The sequence below is a fragment of the Paenibacillus sp. FSL R7-0312 genome (assembly GCF_038004445.1).
Lineage (GTDB): Bacteria > Bacillota > Bacilli > Paenibacillales > Paenibacillaceae > Paenibacillus_AQ.
The window spans coordinates 7,597,186-7,620,256 of the sequence record NZ_JBBORE010000001.1 but is presented as its reverse complement, the minus strand read 5'-3'; the positions used below and the strand labels follow the sequence as shown (position 1 = coordinate 7,620,256).

The 23,071-nt window shown below is 50.8% G+C and carries 26 protein-coding genes and 1 tRNA gene; 22 read left to right on the top strand and 5 right to left on the bottom strand.

The window, feature by feature from the left end; all coding sequences use genetic code 11:
• The first annotated feature begins 96 nt into the window (after positions 1–96).
• From MKX70_RS32910 to MKX70_RS32880, 7 genes are all read left to right on the top strand, one after another.
• On the top strand, positions 97–396 hold the full coding sequence (locus tag MKX70_RS32910; protein WP_042233184.1) for a WXG100 family type VII secretion target: 300 nt from the start codon (positions 97–99) through the stop codon (positions 394–396).
• 106 nt (positions 397–502) lie between these two features.
• Positions 503–2,605 carry a hypothetical protein gene (locus MKX70_RS32905; protein WP_340841601.1) on the top strand — a complete coding sequence of 701 codons (2,103 nt, stop codon included), beginning with the start codon at positions 503–505 and terminating at the stop codon, positions 2,603–2,605.
• Positions 2,606–2,624: 19 nt separating this feature from the next.
• The gene (locus tag MKX70_RS32900) at positions 2,625–2,987 is read left to right on the top strand and encodes a hypothetical protein (protein WP_340841600.1); all 363 of its coding nucleotides are present in this window, start codon (positions 2,625–2,627) and stop codon (positions 2,985–2,987) included.
• Between the two features lie 86 nt (positions 2,988–3,073).
• Complete coding sequence (locus MKX70_RS32895) at positions 3,074–3,364, top strand: hypothetical protein (RefSeq protein ID WP_340841599.1); 291 nt, start codon at positions 3,074–3,076, stop codon at positions 3,362–3,364.
• A gap of 9 nt (positions 3,365–3,373) precedes the next feature.
• The gene (locus MKX70_RS32890) at positions 3,374–3,568 is read left to right on the top strand and encodes a hypothetical protein (protein ID WP_340789742.1); all 195 of its coding nucleotides are present in this window, start codon (positions 3,374–3,376) and stop codon (positions 3,566–3,568) included.
• 643 nt (positions 3,569–4,211) lie between these two features.
• Positions 4,212–4,649, top strand: coding sequence for a DUF3788 domain-containing protein (locus tag MKX70_RS32885; RefSeq protein WP_042233193.1), 438 nt, complete (start codon positions 4,212–4,214; stop codon positions 4,647–4,649).
• Complete coding sequence (locus tag MKX70_RS32880; protein WP_340789740.1) at positions 4,646–5,638, top strand: hypothetical protein; 993 nt, start codon at positions 4,646–4,648, stop codon at positions 5,636–5,638. Before MKX70_RS32885 ends, MKX70_RS32880 begins: the two co-directional genes overlap by 4 nt.
• Positions 5,639–5,657: 19 nt before the next feature.
• Here MKX70_RS32880 and MKX70_RS32875 read toward each other — a convergent pair whose 3' ends face one another.
• Both MKX70_RS32875 and MKX70_RS32870 read right to left on the bottom strand, forming a co-directional pair.
• Entirely contained in the window at positions 5,658–6,302 is a 645-nt protein-coding gene (locus MKX70_RS32875) for a hypothetical protein (protein ID WP_052416036.1), read from the bottom strand.
• A gap of 36 nt (positions 6,303–6,338) precedes the next feature.
• Positions 6,339–6,536 (bottom strand): Rha family transcriptional regulator, encoded by a 198-nt coding sequence (locus tag MKX70_RS32870; protein ID WP_076242814.1) that lies wholly within the window; start codon positions 6,534–6,536, stop codon positions 6,339–6,341.
• A 146-nt stretch (positions 6,537–6,682) separates the two neighbouring features.
• On the opposite strand from MKX70_RS32870, the gene MKX70_RS32865 reads away from it, so the two are divergent.
• Together MKX70_RS32865 and MKX70_RS32860 are read left to right on the top strand one after the other, a co-directional pair.
• Positions 6,683–7,051, top strand: a complete 369-nt coding sequence (locus MKX70_RS32865; RefSeq protein ID WP_042233195.1) for a helix-turn-helix domain-containing protein — start codon at positions 6,683–6,685, stop codon at positions 7,049–7,051.
• A 119-nt stretch (positions 7,052–7,170) separates the two neighbouring features.
• Positions 7,171–7,253: transfer RNA gene (locus MKX70_RS32860), tRNA-Leu, on the top strand.
• A 365-nt stretch (positions 7,254–7,618) separates the two neighbouring features.
• Here MKX70_RS32860 and MKX70_RS32855 read toward each other — a convergent pair.
• Entirely contained in the window at positions 7,619–8,098 is a 480-nt protein-coding gene (locus MKX70_RS32855; RefSeq protein WP_042233201.1) for a glutathione peroxidase, read from the bottom strand.
• Positions 8,099–8,270: 172 nt separating this feature from the next.
• On the opposite strand from MKX70_RS32855, the gene MKX70_RS32850 reads away from it, so the two are divergent.
• From MKX70_RS32850 to MKX70_RS32840, 3 genes are all read left to right on the top strand, one after another.
• Positions 8,271–8,705, top strand: coding sequence for an organic hydroperoxide resistance protein (locus MKX70_RS32850; protein ID WP_042233204.1), 435 nt, complete (start codon positions 8,271–8,273; stop codon positions 8,703–8,705).
• A 283-nt stretch (positions 8,706–8,988) separates the two neighbouring features.
• Entirely contained in the window at positions 8,989–9,267 is a 279-nt protein-coding gene (locus tag MKX70_RS32845) for a hypothetical protein (RefSeq protein WP_039296361.1), read from the top strand.
• Between the two features lie 127 nt (positions 9,268–9,394).
• Positions 9,395–9,793: a thiol-disulfide oxidoreductase DCC family protein gene (locus MKX70_RS32840; protein WP_042241697.1), complete on the top strand. Its 399-nt coding sequence runs from the start codon at positions 9,395–9,397 to the stop codon at positions 9,791–9,793.
• A 109-nt stretch (positions 9,794–9,902) separates the two neighbouring features.
• On the opposite strand, the gene MKX70_RS32835 is transcribed toward MKX70_RS32840, so the two are convergent.
• Positions 9,903–11,093: a copper amine oxidase N-terminal domain-containing protein gene (locus MKX70_RS32835; protein ID WP_042233206.1), complete on the bottom strand. Its 1,191-nt coding sequence runs from the start codon at positions 11,091–11,093 to the stop codon at positions 9,903–9,905.
• Between the two features lie 293 nt (positions 11,094–11,386).
• On the opposite strand from MKX70_RS32835, the gene MKX70_RS32830 reads away from it, so the two are divergent.
• The 10 genes from MKX70_RS32830 (at position 11,387) to MKX70_RS32785 (ending at position 22,125) form a co-directional block, all read left to right on the top strand.
• Positions 11,387–12,544, top strand: a complete 1,158-nt coding sequence (locus MKX70_RS32830) for a hypothetical protein (protein ID WP_042233208.1) — start codon at positions 11,387–11,389, stop codon at positions 12,542–12,544.
• Positions 12,541–13,812, top strand: coding sequence for a CpaF family protein (locus MKX70_RS32825; protein ID WP_042233209.1), 1,272 nt, complete (start codon positions 12,541–12,543; stop codon positions 13,810–13,812). The genes MKX70_RS32830 and MKX70_RS32825 overlap by 4 nt, the downstream gene beginning before the upstream one ends.
• A gap of 62 nt (positions 13,813–13,874) precedes the next feature.
• Positions 13,875–14,666 (top strand): type II secretion system F family protein, encoded by a 792-nt coding sequence (locus tag MKX70_RS32820; protein WP_340841727.1) that lies wholly within the window; start codon positions 13,875–13,877, stop codon positions 14,664–14,666.
• A gap of 9 nt (positions 14,667–14,675) precedes the next feature.
• Positions 14,676–15,557 (top strand): type II secretion system F family protein, encoded by an 882-nt coding sequence (locus MKX70_RS32815; protein WP_445323695.1) that lies wholly within the window; start codon positions 14,676–14,678, stop codon positions 15,555–15,557.
• A 13-nt stretch (positions 15,558–15,570) separates the two neighbouring features.
• Positions 15,571–15,759: a Flp1 family type IVb pilin gene (locus MKX70_RS32810; RefSeq protein ID WP_042233214.1), complete on the top strand. Its 189-nt coding sequence runs from the start codon at positions 15,571–15,573 to the stop codon at positions 15,757–15,759.
• Positions 15,756–16,421: a TadE family protein gene (locus MKX70_RS32805; protein WP_340841597.1), complete on the top strand. Its 666-nt coding sequence runs from the start codon at positions 15,756–15,758 to the stop codon at positions 16,419–16,421. The genes MKX70_RS32810 and MKX70_RS32805 overlap by 4 nt, the downstream gene beginning before the upstream one ends.
• Positions 16,422–16,771: 350 nt before the next feature.
• On the top strand, positions 16,772–18,847 hold the full coding sequence (locus MKX70_RS32800; protein ID WP_340841596.1) for a hypothetical protein: 2,076 nt from the start codon (positions 16,772–16,774) through the stop codon (positions 18,845–18,847).
• A 15-nt stretch (positions 18,848–18,862) separates the two neighbouring features.
• A complete protein-coding gene (locus tag MKX70_RS32795) occupies positions 18,863–19,837 on the top strand; it encodes a TadE/TadG family type IV pilus assembly protein (RefSeq protein WP_042233217.1) in 975 nt (324 codons plus the stop codon).
• Positions 19,838–19,864: 27 nt separating this feature from the next.
• Positions 19,865–20,377, top strand: coding sequence for an A24 family peptidase (locus MKX70_RS32790; RefSeq protein ID WP_042233219.1), 513 nt, complete (start codon positions 19,865–19,867; stop codon positions 20,375–20,377).
• Positions 20,378–20,418: 41 nt separating this feature from the next.
• Positions 20,419–22,125: a DUF6382 domain-containing protein gene (locus MKX70_RS32785; RefSeq protein ID WP_340841595.1), complete on the top strand. Its 1,707-nt coding sequence runs from the start codon at positions 20,419–20,421 to the stop codon at positions 22,123–22,125.
• On the opposite strand, the gene MKX70_RS32780 is transcribed toward MKX70_RS32785, so the two are convergent.
• Positions 22,116–23,021 carry a TIGR01777 family oxidoreductase gene (locus MKX70_RS32780; protein WP_340841594.1) on the bottom strand — a complete coding sequence of 302 codons (906 nt, stop codon included), beginning with the start codon at positions 23,019–23,021 and terminating at the stop codon, positions 22,116–22,118. The genes MKX70_RS32785 and MKX70_RS32780 overlap by 10 nt on opposite strands.
• Positions 23,022–23,071: the final 50 nt, after the last annotated feature.

The window sequence follows — 23,071 nt, the reverse complement described above, 5'->3', positions numbered from 1 at the left end:
GCTATACTAATGGACTTGAAATTTTCTGCAAGTTTATAACTGTGTTTTTCAAGTTCATTTTTATATAAAAATATGATTTATAAGGAGCGATTTATAATGGCAGACAAAGTTACGGTAAATTACGATGGTTTGAAAACACTTGCAGACAATATTATAAAACAAAAAGGAGAATACGATAATTTAATGAAAAAAATTACGACTACAGCTACGACATTGAACAGTATCTGGGAGGATACTGCCGCAAGAGAGTTTGCCGAAAAGGTGAAAGGAATGGATAAAACCTTTACTGCATTTGGCCAAGCGCTTGAGAATATTGGAATTCATATGAGAAATGTTTCGAACAGTTATGAAACTCTTTCTAAAGAAATTAAAGCTGCTCAGAACAAAAGCTTCTAATATTTTCTTTATCCAATAAACAGCAAGAGTCCCACTACATAAGAATGCAATCAGCTATGCAGCATGCTGCATAGCTGATTTTATTAGAAATTGGCAGGGGGAAGCCATGGCGACGACGAAATTATTGTTCAATGTCGATGAAGTAGAGCGCCTGCGGACGAAGATTGGACTGGTCAGCCAGGACACAAACCGCCTGCATCTGCAGTTCAAGGGAAAAGCCTCGGACTGGGGCGGCATCCCGCTGGGGCAGGAGCTGCTAAAAGCCCAAGTGCTCATTAAGGAATTAACCAGCGAAGCTGAGAAGCTAGAGGATCTGATCCGAAGTGCCGTCCAGGGAGTCCAGAGTGTTCAAGCCGAGAATAAGCGGCAGGCAGGTCAGCTCAGCCAGCAGCTGGGTATACTGGCAGGGCTATTCGGAAGCGCAGGCAGCCGTGGGTCATTCGGTCCGCTTTCTATCCCCTTCTTGGCACAGAAGGCCGTGACCAGCCTGATTCGTACGTTAACGATCCTGAGTGCCAAGGATGAATGGAGCAGCGATCCGGTGGTGCAGAAGCTGCGGGGAATGATTCAGCAGTCAGGCCTGGTAAGCATCGATGGACTGGCCGCGGAGATGAAGCTGAAAGAGATTTACGAAGCACGGGAGCAGATTGGAAAGTCACAGATCGCCTACGAGGTGTACAAGACCTTTGGCAATCAGGCACAAATGGAGGCGGCCCATCAGCAGGCGGAGGAAGCGCGCAAGAAGCTGAAGTCGATGGGGATCAGCGAAGTCCAGTATCAGCCCGGGAAGGACCTCAGCGGATATTACAAGGAGTCCGCCATCAAAGCCTGTGACTACGATCCATCCATTACAGACAAAAGCGTTCCGCTGCTGGAGAAGGAAGAATATGCGCTTTTGCTGCGGATGGCGATGGAGCCGGGAATACAGGGGGAGTGGGCGAAGCAACAGCTGGCCCTGATCCAACCGGAAGCAACGATAGGGCCGGTAGACCCGTATAACAGCGTGTCAGAAGCGGACATTCTGAACCGGAACGATCCGAAGGTGATAGAGCGGTTGAAGGGCACGTACTGGTTTACTTTGCCGCCTGAGGAGCAGGACCGGCGATATGAAGAGCTTAAGGCATATTACGAGAAGCTGGATAAGGAAGCAGCAGACCAAGACCGATTGGTGAGAAGCGGAGTCGGAAACCAGACAGTGGCGAACATCCTGATGGGTGGAAGCAATATAATTGTCCAAGCGATTAATACGGCCTCATTTGGACTCCCAAGGACGCTGGGGGACTGGATTGCGGGTCCAATGCCGGAAGGCTATGTGAACCCAATGGACGATCCGTATGGGAAAAAAGCGGGACAAATAGCCGGAACCTTCATCAGTATCGGCCTGCCCTGGAAGTATCTGAGCGCCGTGAAGACGCCAGGCGTGGTAGGTAAGTTCTCGCCTACCTTACTTAAATCCATGGTAGCCGGAGCGATTAGCGGAACCCTTGAAGAAACCATGGACGCTGTCAATGATTACCGGGAGGATGGGAAGCAAAGCGTGGGAGCGCGGTTACTCTCGGTAGGCATCAATACCGTAATTGCCGGGGCGGGAGATGCGTTATTCACCGCCGCCAGCAAGGGGCTGGCGAATGTGAAGAAGCTCGTGAACGGTACGATAGGCGATGTGAAGGTCAAAGAGGTGGATGGTACCGCTAAGGCTAAGGCGGAGATCGATGGGAAGGGTAAGGAGCTTGAGGAGGTTCGGGTTGGGGGGACGGAAGGAGTTGATTTTGATCAATTTAAAGGAGATCCTGCTCGAGTATTAAATGATTCGGGAAGGATATCACAACCTGAAGAGTGGAATAAAATAATTGCTGATGTTGAACAGGCAGGGGGAACGGTCCGACTAGTTGATGGGGATACTATGGGGTACACACCTAAAATTGGAGATACACCGGGCGAGATTACGATAAATAAGGATGCTTCTTTATCAGCTTTAAAGCATGAAGCACAACATTTTTATTATGATAAAGAGACTGGCTGGCCAGGCTGGATGTCACTATTTGATCCGGAAGCACGTATTGCGAACGAGTTGAAAGCCTACAGCCAAGAAATTGATCTGGCCAAAAGTTTGGGGCAAACAGACTTAGCGAATAAGTTATGGGATAATTTTCTATTAGAAGTTGAAACGATTTGTAATGACTATAACTTTCCAAACCCATACAAATAATATGTAATCAGGAGGTAGTATGCAAAAATCAGATTGGGAACAAAAAATGGATATGGCGTTGATAGACGTAGCTGCGATAAACTCAGCGTTGGAGTCTAACCTGAAAATGATTCAACTTAAAGCAATGTTCAAAATTGTTCAATCAGGATTGTTTGATGATAAAACAATTGCGGTTCTTCAAAGTATGAGCAAACGTTTTGAAAAAGATAAGGATCAGGTTATGGGAGTATATATGCTCGGGCATTTTAGCCTAGCTACCTTGTTTGAAATTTGTAATAAAAAAAATTCAGATTCATTTAAATCTGTTTTTGATGTTTTAGATGAGGATACCCAAAGACAAGTGAATATTTTAATAAAATCAAAATCCTTATATCAATCATAAACTTATTTACAAAACAAACAACAAGATCGTGCAATACATTCTGCCAAGCCACAATGCAAGCTACACGCCTGTATTGTGGTTTTCTGTTGTCCCTTTCTCAACTCCACACAGTGCCGAATGTGAAGGGAACCTACTGGTTCACCTTACCAACTGAGGAACAGGACCGGCGGTATGAAGAGCTTAAGGCATATTACGAGAAGCTGGATAAGGAAGCAGCAGACCAAGACCGATTGGTGAGAAGCGGAGTCGGGAACCAGACAGTGGCGAACATCCTGATGGGTGGGAGCAATATGATGGTCCAAGCGATTAATACGGCCTCATTTGGACTCCTAAGGACGCTGGGGGACTGGATTGCGGGTCCAATGCCGGAAGGCTAAGTCAACCCAATGGACGATCCGTATGGGAAAAAAGCGGGACAAGTAGCCGGAACCTTCATTAGCATCGGCCTGCCCTGGAAGTTTCTGAGCGCAGTGAAGACGCCAGGAGTGGTAGGTAAGTTCTCGCCCACCTTACTTAAATCCATGGTAGCCGGAGCAATCAGCGGAAACCTAGAAGAAACCATGGACGAGATCAACGATTAGCGGGATGATGGGAAGCAAAGCGTGGGAGAGCAGTTAATCTAGGTAGGCGTGAACACGACGGTTACCGGAGCGGGAGATGCGTTATTCACCGCCGCCAGTAAAGGGCTGGCGAGTGTAAAGAGGCTTGTGAACGGGGTTCTACGTGAAGTGTAGTTCAAGGAAGTAGAAAGCACCGCTAAGGCTAGACGGAGATGGATGGGAAGGCGAAGGAGCTTCAAGAGGTTGGGTTAGGGGACGGTAACCCTGGTAGACAGATAATTGATGATCTTTATGATACTGGACAGTCAAAAGTTCTACACCTGTAAATAAGCGGCGACGGTAGCCTTGGAAACCACGGCATGGGACGGCGTACGCAAATTGGGAAAAACAACGCTGGCGTCAGGCTGGAAAAGCGCAAGGCATTAACTGCAGTAGTCCCATTATGATGCACTGGCACATGACAAAACACTCGATTGCTTGAATCGTTTGTTCAATCCGATGCTGATCCTGTTCATCTTTTACGGTTTTGAGCGCGAAAACTCCAGTGGAGAACGGAAATCCTTAGCGATAAGGGTTTCCGTTTTTTTGCAATAAAATGCTACAATACTCGTAATGACAGCCTGCGAATGCTTGCTTTGAATCATAAATTCAGGGGAGTGTAGGTATGAATAGTGACCGGTTTACCGATAAAAACGAAATGCCAACGGAAGACGAGCTGTATTCATCTCTTGGAAGTGGGGCGAAGGCTGCCTGGGTTCAATTAATGAGCTTTGCAGAGGAGCATTACGACCACGTAGCCGAATGGAATTACGGAGGCAAGAATTACGGCTGGAACGTCAGGTACCGTAAAAGCGGAAAAACCCTATTTAACATGTTCCCGGAGAAAAACGGATTTACCGTCCTGCTTGTCCTTGGAAAAAAGGAGATTGAAGGATATCAGGACAGATGTGCAGAGTTCAGCGGCGCTTTCCGCTCCTTGTATGATTCTGCAGCCCAGTATCATGACGGGAAATGGTTATGGATAAGGGTCGAAGCTGCAGGACAGCTTGAGGATATCCAAAGGATGATTCTGATCAAGAGGAAAGCGAGAGTCCACCGATGAACTGGACGGTTGAACGTATTCTGCATTTTGAAGAGCGGAGCACAATTATCGACGGATACTGTCATTTCGGTTTTCACGACGGTCAGGGGAACCGGTTCATACTGGATCATGATACACATTGGCTGGGGAAAATAAGCGGGAGCAGCAATGCGCTCAGCTGGACGGCCGGGAAGTCACCGATGAGGGCTGGAGTCCGGCATATCCATGTTGATCTGGCTAACCCCACTTATATGACTACAATAGATTCAGATACAATCATGGTTGTAAGCAGCGGGAATAACAAGGTATTCCGGATAAATCACTTTACAGGCAGTTCGCAGCTATTGATCGCCGGAGACGTATGGGGGCTGAAGGACATCGGCAATTGCGAGTATGATCCGGACGGTTTCCTATGGATTAATGAGGTGACCGGATGCAGAGTGCACAAGTTCGACCTTGAAGGCCAGCTGCTTACCACTTTTGGCAACGGTGTACCAGGGTTTGCGCAGGATAAGGCGGCAAGGGATGAAGTGCAGTTTAATTGGATTTTTGATCTGCGGCGCGGGCCTGATGGCAATATCTATGTTCTGGATAGCGGGAATTATTGCGTACGGATGATTGATGTTAGCTGTGATGTAGTAATACGAGTGGCAGGTACGGGGACAGGTGGTTATTCCGGAGATGGCGGCCCGGCATTAGAGGCAACCTTCGGATCTAATCCGGATGAGCACTTCGATGGGCCCTGGTCTTTGGCGATTGATGAGGCGGGCAATCTATTCATTGGTGACACACAGAATCATGTGGTTCGAATGGTCGAACGGGAAACGGGGAGGATAATCACGATTGCCGGCCGTACCCCAAGGGTCCCTTCCTACATTAATGATTCAGCTATATCTATAAATCCGCTTGCTCTGCAGCTGCCCAAAATTTGCAGTCTTGACTATTATAACAACCGCTTGTTCATTCCCGAATGGGATGGAGAGTTAATTATTCTGGCAAGGCCTCGCTAACAGAGCTTATTAACCGGATTCACCACTTCAGGGCTGCGGCGTATTTCGGGTACAGCTCGCGGATGCAGTCCGGGCAGATATCATGAGTGAATTGTAAAGAGAGCTGCAGCTGCAGGAAACGTTCAATGGAGATCCATTCCTCCTGGCTGCTGCGGACTGATTTGCAGGCTGCACAGATGGGGACGAGCTGGGGGCTCGGGTGTAGATGGACGACGCTGGGGCACTGGGTTACAAGGGCAGGACCGGCAGATTCCTCTGCATTAGGGGAAGGTCCAATATCACGCAGTGTAAGGACGGCAGTCTGATGCGCGGGTGCTTGTTGTTCAGTAAGGAGCGGGAAAATATCCAGGTGAAATATTCTGTTGCCGTTATTCCCGGTCAGGAGTGTTAGCTCAGCGCTGGCAACAAGGCGGATTCCCTTGAAAATATCACGCAGCAGCTGCTCCAGCTTTACCATCCCGTCCGGATCAGCCAGCTTTTGCCGAAACAGCTCTAGCACATTCAATTCGAGCCAGTTCCCAGCACTTGAGAAGCCATACAGCCGGTTAAAGTCCTCCCAGTGATCGCTGGCGAAACGGATGTTTCCAGTGCTGCCGATTACCAGCGAGTTATGCTTCATGGCATTCAGGGATTGGATGATGGAAGAAGAGATACTGTCCGGCAATGGTAATCGCTCCTTGGGTGGTGCAGGAATGACAAGCTAGGATGGCGGGAGGTTCAGCAGCTCGGCGACTTGGCGGCGGTAACGGTCGGCTTTGCGTGTGCCGTGAATCAGGTTGGACAGGCGATAGGGTGGGATGCCGTGTAACTCACAGAATTTCTTCTGGTCCAAATGCAGTTCTGTCAGACGTTGTTTGATAGCCCAGCCATATGGAGTAATAGGTCGTTTGCTGTTCAGATCACTCACCTCTTATCGACTATCCAGCCGCTATGTTATAATTAGGAAAAGACATAATAATAGTTAATTATATACTTTTTTACGTCATTTTACAATAAAAATAACGTTTTTACGTATAAAATATTTTGGCGGAAGGCGGGTACCGAATGCACTCCATTTACGAACGAATTGAATCTCTGATCAAACGGCAAGGACTTACGAAGAAAGCTTTCTGTGAGCAGCTGAATATCAGCACCGGCAACATGGGCGACTGGAAGCGGGGCAAGTCGACGCCCGGCACGCATAAGCTGATTGAGATCGCCGCATTTTTTAATGTCAGCCTCGATTGGCTGATTCTGGGCAAGCGGAATGTCGACACGGTGAAAGAAAGCGGAGAGGATTATTTTTTTGGCCAAATGCGGCAATTGAATTGCCAAACGGATGAACTGCTGCAGAAGGAGAAGGAGTTTATCAAGGAATACATTGAATTTACAGAGTACCGTAAGCGCAAGGCGGATGGCGATAATTCTATCTGAGTATGGGATGCTCTGACAGGATTAAAAATTCTTAAAAGGGCATCTTTACTTTTCGAAGCAATGGATTTATAATATTGAATGTTGGCCTCAAACAAAGCTATAACTTTTGTACACACCGCGCGGTAGTGGTGGAATGGCAGACACGCTATCTTGAGGGGGTAGTGGGTGTATACCCGTGGAGGTTCGAGTCCTCTCTACCGCATACTATGTAAGCAGCAGAAACCTGAAATTCCTTATCTATAAGGGACTTCAGGTTTTTTGCTGTTTAGGAAATTATGAATTTCGTCTGTTGTGGATAAGAGTGAATAAAGATGCGGAAAACCGAAAACAATCTGCAATGTGCTGGCGCGAAGGCGTTCAGACCAACTGTATGCGAAAAACCGAAGGCACCAGCATCGTTCACCCGTCAGGGTGATTTATTTAAGTTTATTTGGGTTTGTAGCTGCAAGGACTGGAAGCAAATATGAAGGAGCTTAGATTGTAATAGAAAAAAAACCCTTCACACCCGCATTCATTCGGGCAGAAAGGGTGTTTGTGTTTTGCGGCAGACAGATGAATTAGGTCGCTCTACCCCAGCAGCTTGGCGATGTCTGCTTCAATCTGGTCCGGTGTGGTTTGCGGTGAGAACCGCTTCAGCACGCGGCCTTCCTGATCCACCAGGAATTTGGTGAAATTCCATTTGATGCTCTTCGAGCCGAGTACACCGGGTGCTTCTTTGGACAGATATTTGAATAACGGATGGGCTTCGCTGCCGTTGACATTAATTTTCTCGTACATAGGGAAGGTTACGCCATAATTAATCTCGCAGAACTCGGAGATATCCTCACTTTTACCCGGCTCCTGTCCGGCAAATTGGTTGCTGGGGAACCCGAGAACTTCAAACCCGCGGTCTTTGAATTTATCGTAGACCTCCTGGAGACCCTTATACTGGGGGGTTAATCCACACTTGCTGGCTGTATTCACGACGAGCAGTACTTTACCTTTGTATTTGGAGAGTGATTCTTCCTGGCCCCGCAGGGTGTTGGCTTGATAATCATAGACACTCATGGATAATTCCTCCCGAACATTGATTTATCACAATTTAATTGTACACTATTTACCGTCAGAAGCAACCCTCCAGGTTGTGACAACATTGCATAATCGTTTCAAAATGCAGGGGATGTTTAAGTTAAAGGTATGTGTCGATACAAAATCCGCTTGAAAAAGGAGAAGATCAAAGATGACTGCAGTGCAACTTAAGGCGTTATATACAGCTACAGCAACCGTTCGCGGGGGTCGCGAGGGTTCAGTGGAATCATCGGATGGAGCCCTTAAGCATGACCTCAAAATTCCGAAGGAGCTTGGCGGTCCCGGCGGTGCCGGTACGAATCCTGAGCAGTTGTTCGCAGCGGGATATGGTGCCTGCTATGAGAGTGCGCTAGCCAACATTGCGCGTAAAGAGGGCGTGAAGCTGCAGGATGTGGAGATCACTTCCAACGTTCTGATTGGCAAGGACGAGAGCGACGGAGGCTTCAAGCTTGCGGTTAAACTGGATGTGAAGCTGCCGGGTATTGAACGGTCTGTAGCGGAAGATCTGGCGAAGAAAGCTCATGATTTCTGCCCGTATTCGAAGGCGACCCGCGGGAATATTGAGGTTGAACTGAACGTACTGTAAGGTATGGTGAAGTTATATCATTGAAAGTGATATGTTCCCGTATAAGGCCGGACAGCCGATGTCCGGTCTTATCCTATGTGGAGCCGCAGAAACAACGGGTAGGAATGAACAAAGCTGGGAATAATGGCTAAATAGAGTCGGAGAAGGTTAGAAGTGCAATAAATAGCGGGCGCGAGCTTGCTGTTTGGTTGACATCACCCCGGAAATTCTTTAATATGTCTAAGTATCTGTTAATGTCGCGTGTGCTATTAACTACCAAAAATTTAAATAATGGGTGATGAAGATGTCTTACAGACCGAATATTACGAATGTGACCAAAGCCAGCAGCAATGATAAGGAAGGATTGTACGAGTTCATTATCAAGCTTGCTGACGGAACGGAGTGCCGCGCGTTCTACAATCGGTTTCCGGAATGGAAAATGACGAACATCAGCCGCCTGCTCAAGACGCCATGTCCGGTATGCCGCAAAGATTTCATCTGCAGATGCATGGATTCCTTCACAGCTGATTTCGAAGGGCAAATGATCGGGGACGAGTGGATTAACAAGGCAATTGCTGAATAATTACACGTACGGACGTTGTAGGCGCGGGAGCTATCCCGCGTTTTTTGTTTTTTTTCAGAAGAGGATATGATGGGTACACTATGCTTAAGAGGAAGGGGGCGGCGAAGTGGCTGAAGAGTACAAGGAAATGCAGGGTAAATCCATTGTGCTGATTGATGGAGTCTGTCATCTGTGCCAGGGGCTGGTCCGGTTCATTGTTCCCCGTGATCCCCGGGCGAACTTCATGTTCGCCTCCTTGCAGAGTGAGGCGGCAAAGGAATTGCTGAGGGCTGGCAGCCTGCCAGACAATCAGTTAAACACTGTGGTGCTGGTGGAGAACGGCAGCTATTATACAGAGTCGGCTGCAGTGCTGCGGATTGCCCGCAGACTGCGGTTTCCGTGGCCGCTCGCCTATGTATTCATCCTGGTGCCGAAACCGCTGCGTAACGCCTTGTACAGGCTTGTGGCAAGGAACCGCTACCGCTGGTTCGGCCGTGATGAGCAGTGTCTGCTCCCTTCACCGGATCTGAAGCGGAGATTCCTGTAGCGGGGAGCCCTGTTTAATGAAAAGCAGTGCCGGCCTCTGAGGGCGGCACTGCTTTTTGGCAAGAAGATGATTAAGACTTAGATGAATTCCACGGTTTCTGAACGGGGCCTTACGGCTTCAGAGGTTCTGTCTTAAGCATATAGCTCTGGGAAAGCTTCCATTTGCCGTCAGCAGACTTCTTCAGGGTTGTCACAGTGGTGGAGCGGCTATCCGGTAATGCAGGACCGCTTAGTTTCTTGGTCGTCTGCACCAGATATACGGAGGCTTCATCAGCTGTATAATCAATGATCTTCGAAGACTCGATAGCGGAATCCAGATCATAGACCTGGAACATCTGGGCATACGCCTGCTTGGTCTGAGCATATGCCGGAGAAGTCTCGTCAATGGTCGAGAGCAGGCCGTCCAGGTTCTCTTTGTTGGTATAATCAAAATTAGCCTGAACCACAGCATTGATCAGATCTTCGTCAGCTTTGGGGACCGAAACGGCTGCTTCGAGCGTTCCCTCCGGAAGGGAATACTCTATAGCTTTGATCTGCAGATTACTAATCTGCCACTGTGTGCTGGCGGTACTCCGGGTCAGGGAATAGATGTATTCAGCTTTGCTGTTCAGCATAAAATCACCGCCGAGCTTCTTGCTGGTTTCAATCGTCTGCACGGTTGCTTCACTCTTCTGCACATCAATAATGTTCAGCTGCTCAATGGTGGTCTTGGTATCATACTTCGCCATTTGTTCCTCAAGCTGCGGACCAATCGCGGTTAGCGGAGACTGCGGATCGATAAGCGACACGAAACCTTTGGCATTCTCCTTATTCAAATAGTCGGCGTACTTATCGAACAGGGCTGAGATTTCTTTGGTGGATGCAGCAGTGTCTACTGCACTGGTGATCGCTACGGTATTGGCTTTGGCATCCCAGGTCACCTGATTGCCAGTAGCTTCACTGACGAAGCGCAGCGGGACGTACGTCACATTATTAATCATCCGGGGAGCGGATACCAGCGACTTGACCGTTCCATTCACGCTGGCTTTTTTGCTGCCGATCTGCAGCTTGATGCTCAGGCCTTCCTTGCTGGCGGTGACGGTGCTGGTCTTGGCATCCCAGGCTAGCTCCAGGCCCAGCTTCTCGAAGATCGGGCGCATAGGCACGAGGATAGAATCGTTGTCTTTGACCGGCGAGCTGGAGCTCAGGTTCAGCTTCTGCTGATCAATGAGGACAGTAATAGGTTGTTCTGCTGCGGCAGCGGATAAGCTGACTGCACCGGATAAGGCAAGAACGGCAAGGAATCCGGGAATTAGTTTCATAATTGTAAAACTCCTCTCTATAATCTGGACTAACTTATGTATGTACGTTTGTATTATAAAGGTTTGCGGAGAATGATCACATATCCCTCGCAGGACATGTAAGGTAGGGGGATTCTGGGAGGTTCACTCGGATATTGGTAAAAAAGCTATTGCTGAGCTCTTATATATATGCTACTATAGCTGTAAATTATAGGAACAGTAACGGAAGCACCGTTCAATGACCGTATCCCACGGTTATTGGCGGTGCTTTTTTGCTGCCATTTTTGCCAATTTTCTGAGAGGAGAGTGATTTCATGACGGCAAGAATTGTACTTGCAGTCCGGGAGAGCGAGTACATTGAACCGCTGCTGCATTATCTACACCATAGTGAGTATGGGGAAATGCTGCGGATCACAGCGTTCAGCAGACTAGACACTTTTATGGAATTTATGAAAGGAGACGAAATTCCGGATGCTGTTGCCGGAGACCCATCCTTCATAGAAGCCTGGCTGGTTGAAGGAAGGAGCGCGGTTCCGTGGGCAGTGTTGAGTGATGCGGGAGACCTGCCGAATGCCGGTAATGTGGCAGGAGGAATGAGGATTGCCAAATACCAGGCGCTCCCCTCTCTGCTGGAATCCATTCTCCAGCTGTGTGATCTGAAGCGGGTCAGAACTGCTGCTGCCCCCAAGGAGCAAACGCTGCTGCTGGGAGTTGTCTCGGCAAGCGGCAGCAGCGGTAAAACAACGCTTGCCCTGAATATGGCGAAGCAGCTTGGTGCACTCGGCCTCTCCGTGTTCTACCTCAACCTGGAGAGTGTGGACAGCAGCGGATTATATCTGCGGATGCCGGGCGGTAACGCTCCAGGCTTTGAACGCCTGCTCTACGAACTCAAGGCTGGGGGAGAGAATAAGGGAGGGAGGGGGAAGCCCTTATGGAAAGATTATGCGTTCAGGCATGATAGCCTGCGTTGTGATGCATTCAGACCTGTGGAGAATTTCAGGGAAATGCTCCAGATGTCACGGCAGGATACGCTGGAGATATTAGAAGGGCTGGCTGCGTCCGGAAGCTATGATGTGATCATTGCGGATACCGGAAGCATTGAGGAGGAGCGGGCTCAGGCTGTATTGCACAGATGCGGACTCCTGCTGTGGGTACTGAAGAACGAGCAGGTAAGCCGGCACAAGACGGAACGCTGGCTTACCCACGTCGACAGCCCGCACTCCGGCATGCCTCCGGAACTGAGGGGCAGGAGCAGATTCGTGATGAACTGCTGCACGGAAGCGGTGAATGACAACCCGGCGGATGCCGGAACCGGGCTGGCGGGTACACTTCCGTATATTCCTTCCTGGGGGATGCAGCATTACGGAGAGCTCTGCCTGAGCTCACCCCAATTCATAGCGGGAGTACAGCAGCTCTGCAGAAGCATTATTGAACCGGCATTGCCAGGCGTATTTACCGGGAGTTCTGCATGAATGAAGAAATGTTCAGAGCACTGCGCAGCGACATCCGGGCAGGGCTGGACGTTACTTCGGCCATAGGAAACCATGAGCTTGCCGTCTTTATTGAACGGATTATTCTTGAACGGGACAATTTGCAGTTTTTGACGGCTAAGGAGAAGCACGAACTGGTGAAGAAGCTGTTTGACTCCTTCCGGGGGCTGGATATCCTTCAGCCGCTGATAGATAATCCGGCCATTACCGAGATTATGATCAACAGCCATGAGGAGATCTTTGTGGAGGAGGACGGGATGATCCGCAGACTGCCGCTGGCTTTTGAATCCAGAAGCCGGCTGGAGGATATTATCCAGACTGTAGTCTCAGGCGTTAACCGGGTGGTGAATGAGTCTTCGCCAATTGTAGATGCCCGGCTGCAGGACGGTTCGCGTGTCAATATCGTGCTGCCGCCTGCTGCGCTAAGGGGCCCGGCAATGACCATTCGTAAGTTCCCTGAGACGCCTATGACCATGGCCGAGTTGGTGAAGCGTGAAGCACTCAGTAAAGAAGCCGCAGAGCTGCTGCAGATTCTGGTAGCGGCGAAGTACAACATCTTCATCAGCGGGGGGACAGGCTCGGGAAAGACTACCTTTCTGAATGCTCTGTCGCAGTTCATACCGCCGCAGGATCGCGTGATTACGGTAGAAGATTCTGCAGAGCTGCAGATTGTTACGGTCCCGAATCTGGTCTCGCTGGAGACCAGAAATGCTAACACGGAAGGAAGGGGCGAGATTACCATCCGCGATCTGATCCGCACTTCACTGCGGATGCGGCCGAACCGTATTGTTGTCGGTGAGGTGCGTGGAGCAGAGTGCCTGGATATGCTGCAGGCGATGAATACCGGCCATGACGGGTCGTTATCAACGGGGCATTCCAACAGTGCGCAGGATATGGTCAGCCGGCTGGAAACTATGGTCCTCAGTGCCGCGGAGCTGCCGGTGGCTGTAGTCCGTCAGCAGATCGGGTCAGCGATTGATATATTCGTACATCTCTCACGGCTGCGGGACCGTTCGCGCAGAGTCATGGAGATTAGTGAAGTTGCGGGTCTGCGCAGCGGAGAGGTCGAGCTGAATCCGTTATATGAATTTCGGGAAACCGGAGAACGGGATGGCCGGGTACTGGGCGGCCTTGCCGCCTGCGGCAATCCGCTGCTGCATACAAACAAACTGCGAATGGCCGGAATTAGTGATTATTCATTGCTGCGCTTCAGCGCAGCCAGCCGGAAGCCAGAGGAGGTTGTGTCCTGAATGCCTTGAAGAACAGAAGCCAGAGTGTACCCCAAGCGGATAGAAGGATATTCGCGAAAGGAATTAAGCCGGTTCAGCCGTCTGGCGGGTCTGCTGCGGGTGAGCAAGCAGTGCTTCCGGATTATACCCGGTACGAACTGAACGCTCTGCAACGAATTCTGGTCATTCTGATGGGTGGTGTACTGTTATTTGGCCTTGGTTACCTGTTCTATCATCACCTGCTTCTCTCTGTGCTGCTTGTGCCGGGTAGTGCAGCCGGCCCACGCCTGCTGCGCCAATACCTGCTCCAGCGCAGGCGCTCAGCGCTTAATCTGCAGTTCAAGCAGATGCTCTTCTCGCTCTCTTCATCGCTATCCGCCGGACGGTCGGTAGAGAATGCATTTCGCGAGGCTGTGCTTGATCTGCGGATGCTTGACCCGGAGGGCAGCGGTGACATGATCGCTGAGCTGAATATTATCTGTACCCGCATGGAGTACGGGGAGCCGGTAGAAGAGGCGCTGTATGATTTCAGCAAAAGGGCAGGCATGGAGGATGTGGAACGTTTTGCAGATGTATTCATGGTCTGCAAGCGGACGGGCGGTGATCTCGTGGAGATCGTGCGCCGCACTTCTACAATTATTGGCGAGAAGCTCGATATCCAGCAGGATATTGCGGTCAGTATTGCCCAGAAGAAATTTGAGGCCAAGGCCTTACTCGTCTCTCCGCTGATGATGGTGATGTTCATGAGCCTGACAGCGGGAGACTATATGCAGCCAATGTATACAGGTGCTGGAATAGCGGTCTCCACACTGGCGCTGATTGCCTTATTTCTCTGCTATCTCTGGACCTCCAAGATCATGGATATTCCATTGTGAAGAGAAGGGATGGATGACATGTCACTGTTATGTGCTGCAGTCATGCTTATCTTCACCGCCGGCTGGCTGATTCTGCGCTTCAAATGCGGCGGCCGCTACGCAGCGTTGCGTGAGCTGCCCATGGCAGGGCTCCGGCTGCGGTGGCTGGGCGAGCCAATCCTGCTGCTTGTGGAGAAGGGGAAGGTCGTTAGCCTAATCCCGGCAGTAATGTTCAAAATTCAGCGCTCGCTGCAGCGGATCTACGGCATGCGCCATAGCGCAGAAAGAACTTTGCTATTCATGGGAGAGATGCTTAGCTACAGCTTGCTGTTGATCACAGGAGGCAGCGCACTGACCTTGTTCACGGGTGAGCAGGCGGGAATCTCAATTGGCGGCCTCTTGGCAGTTCTACTTCCGGTTGCGATGGTCAGTGACCTGCACAAGAAGGTGCGGCTGCGGGAGCAGCTAATCCTGCTTGAATTGCCGGAGCTACTGAATAGTTTAGTTTTACTTGTTGGTGCCGGCGAGACGGTGCAGCGGGCGATTCTCCGCTGTGTCAACAGCCGCCTGGGAGACAACGCCCATCCGCTGTATGCTGAACTGCTGAAGATGACAGCGGAATGGGAAGGCGGCTATTCGTTCCAGCAGGCGTTTGAGAACTTCAGCAAGCGTTGTGCGGTGCAGGAAGTCTCCATCTTCACAACTACAGTACTGCTAAATTACCGTAGAGGCGGAGCTGACTTTGTTCTGTCGCTGCGTGATTTGTCACGGATGCTCTGGGAGAAGCGGAAGGCTATCAGCCGGACGCAAGGGGAACAGGCTTCCTCAAAGCTGGTCTTCCCGATGGTGGTTATCTTCTTGATTGTAATTGTGCTGGTGGGAACACCGGCGCTGATGATGTTAAAAATGTAGGAGGTAGAAGCATATGATGACGCTGTTTGCAGAAGGTGTGAGGAATTTTTGGAGAGATGAAGATGGACTGGGTACGCTCGAGATGATACTGATTATTGCGGTGTTGATTGCGGTAGTGCTGGTGTTCCGTGAAGAGATTGTAAAGGTAGTTAAGGACTTGATTAGTACTGCCGGAGATAAGAGTCAGGAAGTATTTGAGTGATCCCTCTACAGGAGGAGGAGGGAAGCTTCACAATCGAGGCTTCGCTTCTGCTGCCGATCATTATGTGCATCACAATGCTGCTACTGTTTTTCTCCCTCTATAGCTACCAGAAGTCGATGCTGCTGCAGGTGGGCTCAGCTGCAACCGAGCGTGCGGCCTATAATTGGGAGAATAGCAACAGGGCGGTGAATGGGGAATTCGCAGCTGGCAATTATGATCCGCTGTACTGGAGAATCAGCGAAGATGGATTATTGGGGTCCTTGTTCGGAAAGAGTGCTCAGAATGGTAGTACGGCAATTGCACTGCCTGGTGAGGCGGAGGGTGGGGGCGAATTGCCCGTAGTGAAGCTGCGGCAAGCTTCGAAGATTGTCCCGTTGAATCTGACGGGAGAGCTTAGCTACACTTACGGATTCACAGGCCGTAAGATCAGCGCTGAATTAAAGAAGGTGCTGCGTTTACCGGTCTTGGATGAATTATTGGCGGATGAGGCGGTTCCCGAGGTGTCTGCCAGCTCCTATGTTACTGAGCCTGTTGAGTTTATTCGAACCGTAGACCTCATGCGTTACTACGGGTCCAAGTTCAAGAATCATTCATCCGGCAGCAAGGAGGACACGGGCATGGAGAAGAAGAATGCTGCCCTCATGCTGGACAAGCTGCACTAAGCTGCCAAAATCTCGGCGGGACTGGTTCAGGGGATAGGGCCTGAGGGAGGTAATAACGGATGCAGCATTCCAAGGAATGCAAGTTGTTCAGCAAGCTTCCTAGCCCGAGCAGCTGCTGGAATTATGCCGGGCGGAGCGGAACTAGGAACAGAAGTAGGAACAGGACTAGCAACAGGGGGAGCGATAGTAATAGAACCGGAAGATTAGTGAGGTGTACCGTCAGATATCTGCATACAACTGAAGGATCTGTCTCCATTTTTCTGATTATGATACTGGCTTTCGTATTTCTTTTCACCACTGTGCTCATAGATTACGCGCGGATTGCGGCTGTGAATGTGCAGGAGGAACGTTTGGCGAGAGCAGGGGTCCGCTCCGTGATGTCCTCTTATGATATTACTTTACGGGACCGGTACGCTCTGTTCGCCTTCGGCGGTAACGATGGCAATCAGCTGCTGTCCAAGGTGCTGAACGATAATCTGTATGAGAGCGGGCGGGCGGATGCTTTTAATCTGCTGCCGGTAAAGCTGGATTCCTCTTCCCTGAACTGGAGCCGGCCGCTTGGCAGCTATGATATCTTCCGGCGGCAGATTATTGAAGAAATGAAGTATAAAGCACCTGTTGATTTCGCACTGGAGCTGGCAGGAAAGCTGAAACCCCTGTCTGCGGCAATGACGGAGGCTTCACAGACAACACAGATACTGGGAGACCTGCAGCCTTTATATACTCAGCGTGAGGAAGCATTGGAACTTATGCTGCAGAAGAGAAGAGATGCCGCTGACAGTACAGTGAAGCTGCAGAAGCTTCTGATGAATCCTCCTGCTGATCATATATATCCTACTGAGCTGGGCTCCATTACTTCAGCAGCGGATATCCCGGCGATGTATAACGATTATTTTGCCAAGTATTACGAGGATTTGTTCCGGGATACTAAAAAATCGCCGAAGTACTCAGGTGTTCTATCGCTGTATAGAAATCAAGTATATGATTTGATCAGCCGGATACCTGGTGTTCTGGCTGAGGTTCAGGCAGACCATAACTCCCGGTTACAGGAGGCCAGGTCAGCACTTACGAAGGCTGAGGATCTAAACCGGCAGATGAAAACCATGCTCGATCAGTCAATGGCTGATGCAGATCCAGCCGGAAATGATCCTGCGCGGAACTGGGACATCCCGGGGAGCGCGGAAGAAATGAATTCAGAGCCGCTCAGGAAGCTGAGGGAGCAAGCAGCAAGTCTTATTCTCCCATCCTCCGAGTTCAGTACTATGGACAATAATTTAGGGGAACAGGAACGGGCAGCAATGATCCTGGAGCCGGCAGTATCCGGATTACCAACCGTATTGAGTTCATTATCTGAATCATCTGGAGAGTATTCAGGCATGGTTACAGGTGTTCTGAATGCTTCAGGGACAGTTCATAGTTATATACAGAATTATGGCGAGCATGGATCCATTATTACAGCTGAGGCCGCGCAGATTGACGGCCGCCGGACTTCGGACAGCGGGCGCAGGCAAACGGAACAACAGGCGAAAACCAAGCTCGGGGAGGCCATGAAACTGCTTGATCAAATCCGCGGTGTGGGTGAAAGTGCGGGGGAAGCCATGGAGCGGTACCGTAGTCTGCGCCAATACTACGAGGAGAATGTCTCTTTCAATGAGGGTATTGAGCAGGACGCAGCAGCTACCGTGAATAGTGGTGATCAATATACTGCCGGAAAGTCATCGATGAAGATTATGGACGGCTTGTACACAGCGATGAGCAGTGTTCTGGAAGGTGCCAGGGACAGAATATATCAAACAGAGTATTCAGCAATGTATTTCCGTCATTTTGATCTATCTGCGCTGACTCCGCTGGCTTCCGGGTCTGCTGAAGAATTCGGAGAACAGCTGGGGGAACAACTCGATCCTCAGGCTCAGGAGCTGGAGTATATTCTGTATGGCTTCTATAATCCTGCCGGGAATGTAGCGGCGGCATATGGGGAGATCTTTGCCTTGCGGCTGGCCGTACGGACTATGGAGGGAATGATAGAGAAAGCCAGTCTGGGTAATCCGCTGGCGGTCTTGGCTGCTGCACTTTTGTATGGAGTTGAACAGGCTGTTCAGGACATGCTCCTGCTCTGCCGGAACGGGGAGATTCCCTTATCCAAATATATGACCGCGAAGCTTACCTATCGTGACCATTTGCGGCTGTTTCTTCTGCTGCATGGAGGAGGGGAGGAGCAATTGGCCCGGATGCTTGCACTTATCCGCCTGAATACCGGCACTGATCCGGCGGGTAAGTTCACGTATGCCTCAGCAGAGCTCACAATGAGCATGCCGCTGTGGTTTCTCCCTGGAGTAGTGAAGCTGGTGGATTATAGTGCAGGACTCTCCGGGGACGTCCGGGGCAAGAATTATTTCAGGAAAGTAGGGGCCGACTTTTCTTATTGAAGGAGGATTGGCCGAATGAAGCTCTGTCTGCGGAAATCGCCGGGCCCGCGTGATGAAGGCAGCATGGTTGTAGAGGCGGCGCTGGTTCTACCCATGTTTCTGTTGTTTGTCTTGTTCCTGATCTTTATTGTGCAAATGACACTATATTCCACGGCGCTGCAGAGCACGGTATCCGATACGGTTAAAATAGTCTCGGCGCATATGTATCCTGCGGCTTTGGCCGCACAGCAATGGGATGCTGCAGGTGAACCAGAGAACACAGATTCGTCCGCTGGCTCTGCCTCCCCGGATGTATGGAGTATTCCGCGGTTGTCGCTTGCCGAATGGAGCGAGAATTATGTAAAAGAGCTTCCTGAACCTATGGAATCTTGGGTCAGCGCTGCAATCCAGCAGGGAGAAGGACCGCTCCAGAAGATGCAGGCCGGAGCTTCCGAGGCCGTACTGGATATAGCACTTAAGCCTATGCTGAAGCCGTATCTGTCTTCGGACTGGCTTGAATACAGCCGGATTCATGTGTCTAATGTAACCGTCCCTGATCTGAATAAAGGAACACATCCCTACTTCGGGCTGGTAGTCAGCTATGACTTGCCGATGAAGGTCCCGTTCCTGAATCAAAAGATTGTACTTGAGGCCAGTGCAGTCGAACGCTTATGGATCGGCAACACAGATGTATCCGGAGATGGTGCTGCGGCCGGACCTGATGAAGAAACAGGCATCATTGTCGTCCTGGAGAAGCCTAATCCGGGCGTGGCGAACCATCAGGGCCTGATGAAGGTTAAGGTGCCTCCGGGTGCTTCGGCGAACCTGGCCATTTTTTACAAAAGCGGTCAGAGCACAGCCAAATATCTGGGCTGGAAGCAGGCGGATGAGAACGGATATATCGAATGGGAATGGAAGATAGGCGTAAATACAACACCGGGGACCTGGCCCTTCGTTATTTGTTTGGCTGACGGCACCACCTTGGAGGCTACTTTTACAGTTGTGAAATAACTGAAGTTTACGGGAAGGGGAGTGCGGATGACAGAATGGGCTTTTTGGGGCTTCCTGCCGTTCCTGACAGCAGCATTATTCACAGATATACGCTGGATGAAGATCCCTAACTGGATTACATTGCCTGCACTTGTTGCGGGGATATCCCTGCAAGTGATTATGAACGGCCGACATGGACTGCTCTTATCTCTGTGCGGTGCAGGTTCGGGGTTTCTGCTGCTGCTGATCATGTATTTCATCGGGGCAGTGGGGGCTGGAGATGTTAAGCTTTTTGCCGGAATTGGTGCCTGGACTGGTGTATTGTTCTCCCTGCAGGTAATTGTGTATTCTGTGCTGTTGGGAGCCGTTGTCGGCTGGATCATGATTCTCTTCAGGCGGGAAGCAGGCCGGAGGGTACGCGGTGTGTTAAGCAGAACAGCGGGATTCCTGCTGCTCCGTAATACGGATATGTTCAAAAAAGGGCAGGGGACTGACCTGCTCCGGTTTCCTTTTATGCTGGCTGTTTTTCCGGGATTTATCTGTGCGTATTATTATTTCTGACTTGAGGTTTGGAGTTATAACAGCTCAGGAGGTGAAGCTGCTTGTTTGGACTGGAACGTGATTTCGTGCAGCAGGATGGGATAACGATGCTGCTCGGCAAGCCAGAGGGGTTGGCGGCAGGAGAGCTTAACATGGTTCAGGCCCGCATGCTGATGAACACAGGTATTCCGCATCATCTGCGGCTGTTGCTTAGAGAGATAGACCTGCAGGTGACACTGGAATATACCGTATCAAGACGAAAAATGCTGGGGGCTCTGCTCAAAAGTGAGAGGCTGAGCATGCTGGAATTCTTCGGGCTGCTGCTGCAGATCGCTGCAGGAATGGAGGAGGGGCGCCTGTATATGCTGCGTGCAGAGCAGTACGCGTTGCATGAAGACTACATCTTCATTGAGGGTCCATTAAACAGTGGAAAAGTGTTCCTTACCTACCTTCCGCTGCAGCATACAGAATCAGCTGTAAGTCCGGGGAAGTCACTCAGATCGCTGATCATGGTTTTTATGGCGGCCATCCACGAGCTGTCCGGTGACGGAATGCAGCGGCTGCTGCAATACTGCGGGGAGGAGGCTTTCAGCCCTGCAGGGCTTAAGGAACTATTAGCAGAATTGCTGACAGGGGCAGACCAATACAGGGCTCCTCCGGAAGCCATGGGGCTGGTTCAGGGGAAGCTGGCAGGAGCGCCGATTCGGTCAGCAGACAGAATGGAACAGCCTCCGCTCCGTAATCTGGAAGAGCCAAAGACGGCTTTCCCGGGAAGAGCAGCCTTCGCGTGGGAGCAAGAAGATAAAGACACAGTGACTCCTGCTCCTGGACAGGCGCCAGATCAGGCTCCATGGATGAGCGGCGCACCGCGGCTGAAGCGGAAGGATGGGGGAGCAACCGGAGAACAGCTGAGGCCTGATATGCCTGAACAAACCCTCCAAGCTGCTGTGGACGGAACATCATCGTATCGGACGTATATTGTACTTGGTGCAGTGCTGTGCGATGCGTTGTTATGGAAGTTTCTCTATTTAAATAATCCCTTGATGCTTTGGCTCGCGGTCTGTGCAGCAGTAACTCTGGGGATGGCAGTTGTATGCTGGATGGTGTGGAGCGGTAGGATTACCTGGGGCGGATCTGCTGAAGAGGAAGAATTTTTGGAGGAGGGGACAGAGGAACGGAAGGGTGCAGGCCGGCAGCTGAGGAATGAGCTGGAATGGGATTTTGACAGAAATCCTGTAGCGCCGCTCCGGACTTCAGCTCCCGCTAATATGCGTTCAGAACAAGCAGTATCTGCTGAAATCTCTTACCCAAGGGTGACAATGGCAGGCGGACAGGGTACAGCCCCGGAGATTGCGGAGGGCCGCCTTCATGTGAAAGAAGCACCTGCTGCTGTAGCTGCCACAGCGCTGCTTATCCGGGAACCGGAACCGGTCAAAGGGGGCGGGCTCTCATCATGCGGGCGGGCAGCTCCTTATCTGGAAAGAAGCGAGGCGGATGCTGGCGGAACTCCTGAGAGAATTGAACTGAACCGCCCCAGCTTCATTATTGGCCGCTCTTCAGAGGTTGCCCAGTATGTAGAGACATCTGAAGGGGCATCGCGGGTACACGCCGAAATTTCCAGAAGCTCCGGCGGGTATATCCTGAAGGATCTGGACTCCAGGAACGGCACGTTTCTCGCTGGTGAGCTTATGGTTCCTTATAAAGAGTATCCGTTGACCGAAGGAACGGTGTTCACGATTGTTAAGGGCTGTTATACGTTTCACACTTGAGATTTCAGCTGTTCAAGCGCCGGCTGCAGGGTTGGAAAGGTGAATGTGAAGCCGATATTCACTGCTTTGGAAGGAAGTACGCGCTGTCCCTCAAGCAGAATTTCCGACAGCTCACCTACGGCAGCCTTCAGCAGAAATGCAGGGACGGGGAACCAATGCGGACGATGATAGACTTTGCCGATCATCCTTCCGAATTGTTCGTTCGTAACCGGCTGCGGAGCAGTAGCATTAACAGGACCTTCGATCTCAGGATGAAGAATGCAGAATTCGATTAGCCGGACGATATCTGTCAGGTGAATCCAGGACAGCCACTGCTTGCCGCTACCGATTCTGCCGCCGAAACCAAGGGAATAAGGCAACTTCATTTTGGGGAAAGCACCGCTCTCATTGCCCAGCACAACGCCTGTGCGCAGTTTGACCAGCCGGCAGCCGGAATATGCTTCATCGGAAGCCTCTTCCCAGGTCTTGACGACTTCTGAAGGGAAGTCTACAACGCGGGTTGGAGAGGATTCATTATAGGTATCCTGCCGTGAAGTCCCGTAAATGGCGACAGCAGAGGACTGGACGACTACCTGGGGCTTATGCTGCAGCGACTGCAGCAGCTTCCCTGCTGCGGTAACGGTTTCCAGCCGCGATTTCATAATCGCCTGTTTGCCGCTTTGAGTCCAGCGCTGGCTAAGGGAAGCTCCGGCAAGATTAACCAGTGCATCTGCGCCTTCGGCAGCTTCGGGATTTGATTTCAGACTGTCCCAGGTAAGATAGCTCAGACCCGGATGAGATCGTGGGTTCGCCGGAAGCTTGCGGCCGACACTGATGAGCTGATGCCCGCTTTGCAGCCAATATTCGGTCAGCTCGCTGCCGATGAAGCCGCTGCCTCCGCAAATGATAAATTTCATAGGGGGTGCTCCTGTTCTGGACGCCTGACCATGGCGTGACCCTGATTAGC

Bases quoted from the DNA above. Each gene is read 5' to 3' on its own strand.
- MKX70_RS32840 (WP_042241697.1), top strand. From the start codon at position 9,395: ATGCAGGGTAAATCCATTGTGCTGATTGATGGAGTCTGTCATCTGTGC.
- MKX70_RS32880 (WP_340789740.1), top strand. From the start codon at position 4,646: ATGAACTGGACGGTTGAACGTATTCTGCATTTTGAAGAGCGGAGCACA.
- MKX70_RS32830 (WP_042233208.1), top strand. From the start codon at position 11,387: ATGACGGCAAGAATTGTACTTGCAGTCCGGGAGAGCGAGTACATTGAA.
- MKX70_RS32890 (WP_340789742.1), top strand. From the start codon at position 3,374: ATGGACGATCCGTATGGGAAAAAAGCGGGACAAGTAGCCGGAACCTTC.
- MKX70_RS32790 (WP_042233219.1), top strand. From the start codon at position 19,865: ATGACAGAATGGGCTTTTTGGGGCTTCCTGCCGTTCCTGACAGCAGCA.
- MKX70_RS32855 (WP_042233201.1), bottom strand. From the start codon at position 8,098: ATGAGTGTCTATGATTATCAAGCCAACACCCTGCGGGGCCAGGAAGAA.
- MKX70_RS32815 (WP_445323695.1), top strand. From the start codon at position 14,676: ATGGATGACATGTCACTGTTATGTGCTGCAGTCATGCTTATCTTCACC.
- MKX70_RS32835 (WP_042233206.1), bottom strand. From the start codon at position 11,093: ATGAAACTAATTCCCGGATTCCTTGCCGTTCTTGCCTTATCCGGTGCA.
- MKX70_RS32810 (WP_042233214.1), top strand. From the start codon at position 15,571: ATGATGACGCTGTTTGCAGAAGGTGTGAGGAATTTTTGGAGAGATGAA.
- MKX70_RS32900 (WP_340841600.1), top strand. From the start codon at position 2,625: ATGCAAAAATCAGATTGGGAACAAAAAATGGATATGGCGTTGATAGAC.
- MKX70_RS32845 (WP_039296361.1), top strand. From the start codon at position 8,989: ATGTCTTACAGACCGAATATTACGAATGTGACCAAAGCCAGCAGCAAT.
- MKX70_RS32910 (WP_042233184.1), top strand. From the start codon at position 97: ATGGCAGACAAAGTTACGGTAAATTACGATGGTTTGAAAACACTTGCA.
- MKX70_RS32795 (WP_042233217.1), top strand. From the start codon at position 18,863: ATGAAGCTCTGTCTGCGGAAATCGCCGGGCCCGCGTGATGAAGGCAGC.
- MKX70_RS32850 (WP_042233204.1), top strand. From the start codon at position 8,271: ATGACTGCAGTGCAACTTAAGGCGTTATATACAGCTACAGCAACCGTT.
- MKX70_RS32865 (WP_042233195.1), top strand. From the start codon at position 6,683: ATGCACTCCATTTACGAACGAATTGAATCTCTGATCAAACGGCAAGGA.
- MKX70_RS32780 (WP_340841594.1), bottom strand. From the start codon at position 23,021: ATGAAATTTATCATTTGCGGAGGCAGCGGCTTCATCGGCAGCGAGCTG.
- MKX70_RS32885 (WP_042233193.1), top strand. From the start codon at position 4,212: ATGAATAGTGACCGGTTTACCGATAAAAACGAAATGCCAACGGAAGAC.
- MKX70_RS32825 (WP_042233209.1), top strand. From the start codon at position 12,541: ATGAATGAAGAAATGTTCAGAGCACTGCGCAGCGACATCCGGGCAGGG.
- MKX70_RS32905 (WP_340841601.1), top strand. From the start codon at position 503: ATGGCGACGACGAAATTATTGTTCAATGTCGATGAAGTAGAGCGCCTG.